Origin of the sequence: Flavobacterium cupreum (assembly GCF_003996965.1) — a bacterium.
GTDB lineage: Bacteria > Bacteroidota > Bacteroidia > Flavobacteriales > Flavobacteriaceae > Flavobacterium > Flavobacterium cupreum.
In genome coordinates, this window is the sequence record NZ_QWDM01000226.1 from 1 (window position 1) to 293 (window position 293).

The following is a 293-nucleotide window of genomic DNA, read 5'->3' on the forward strand; positions in this document are numbered from 1 at the left end:
GGTCTCATTATGCTCGCGGATGAACAGCTCGGTGCGCTCGCGTAGATGTTTGGTGCTTGTATGACTCGCGTGGCGCAACACGCGGCGCGAGTAGCGCGCAAACCAGATTTCGATTTGATTGACCCAGCTTGCGTGCAAGGGTGTGAAGTGAAAGTGAAATCGTTTGCCGTGCCGTGCATTGAATGCCTGCCAGACAGCCTGGGCGCGATGCGTATTCAGGTTGTCCCAGACGACATGCACCTGTTTGTCCGGATAGGCGCCCGCCACTCCTTCCATGAAGGCGACCGGATCGG

General features: G+C 57.7%; 1 protein-coding gene. It reads right to left on the reverse strand.

What is annotated here, in order from left to right:
* Positions 1 to 293: transposase (locus tag D0817_RS27260; protein ID WP_193555383.1), on the reverse strand; the 293-nt coding region annotated here is incomplete at both ends.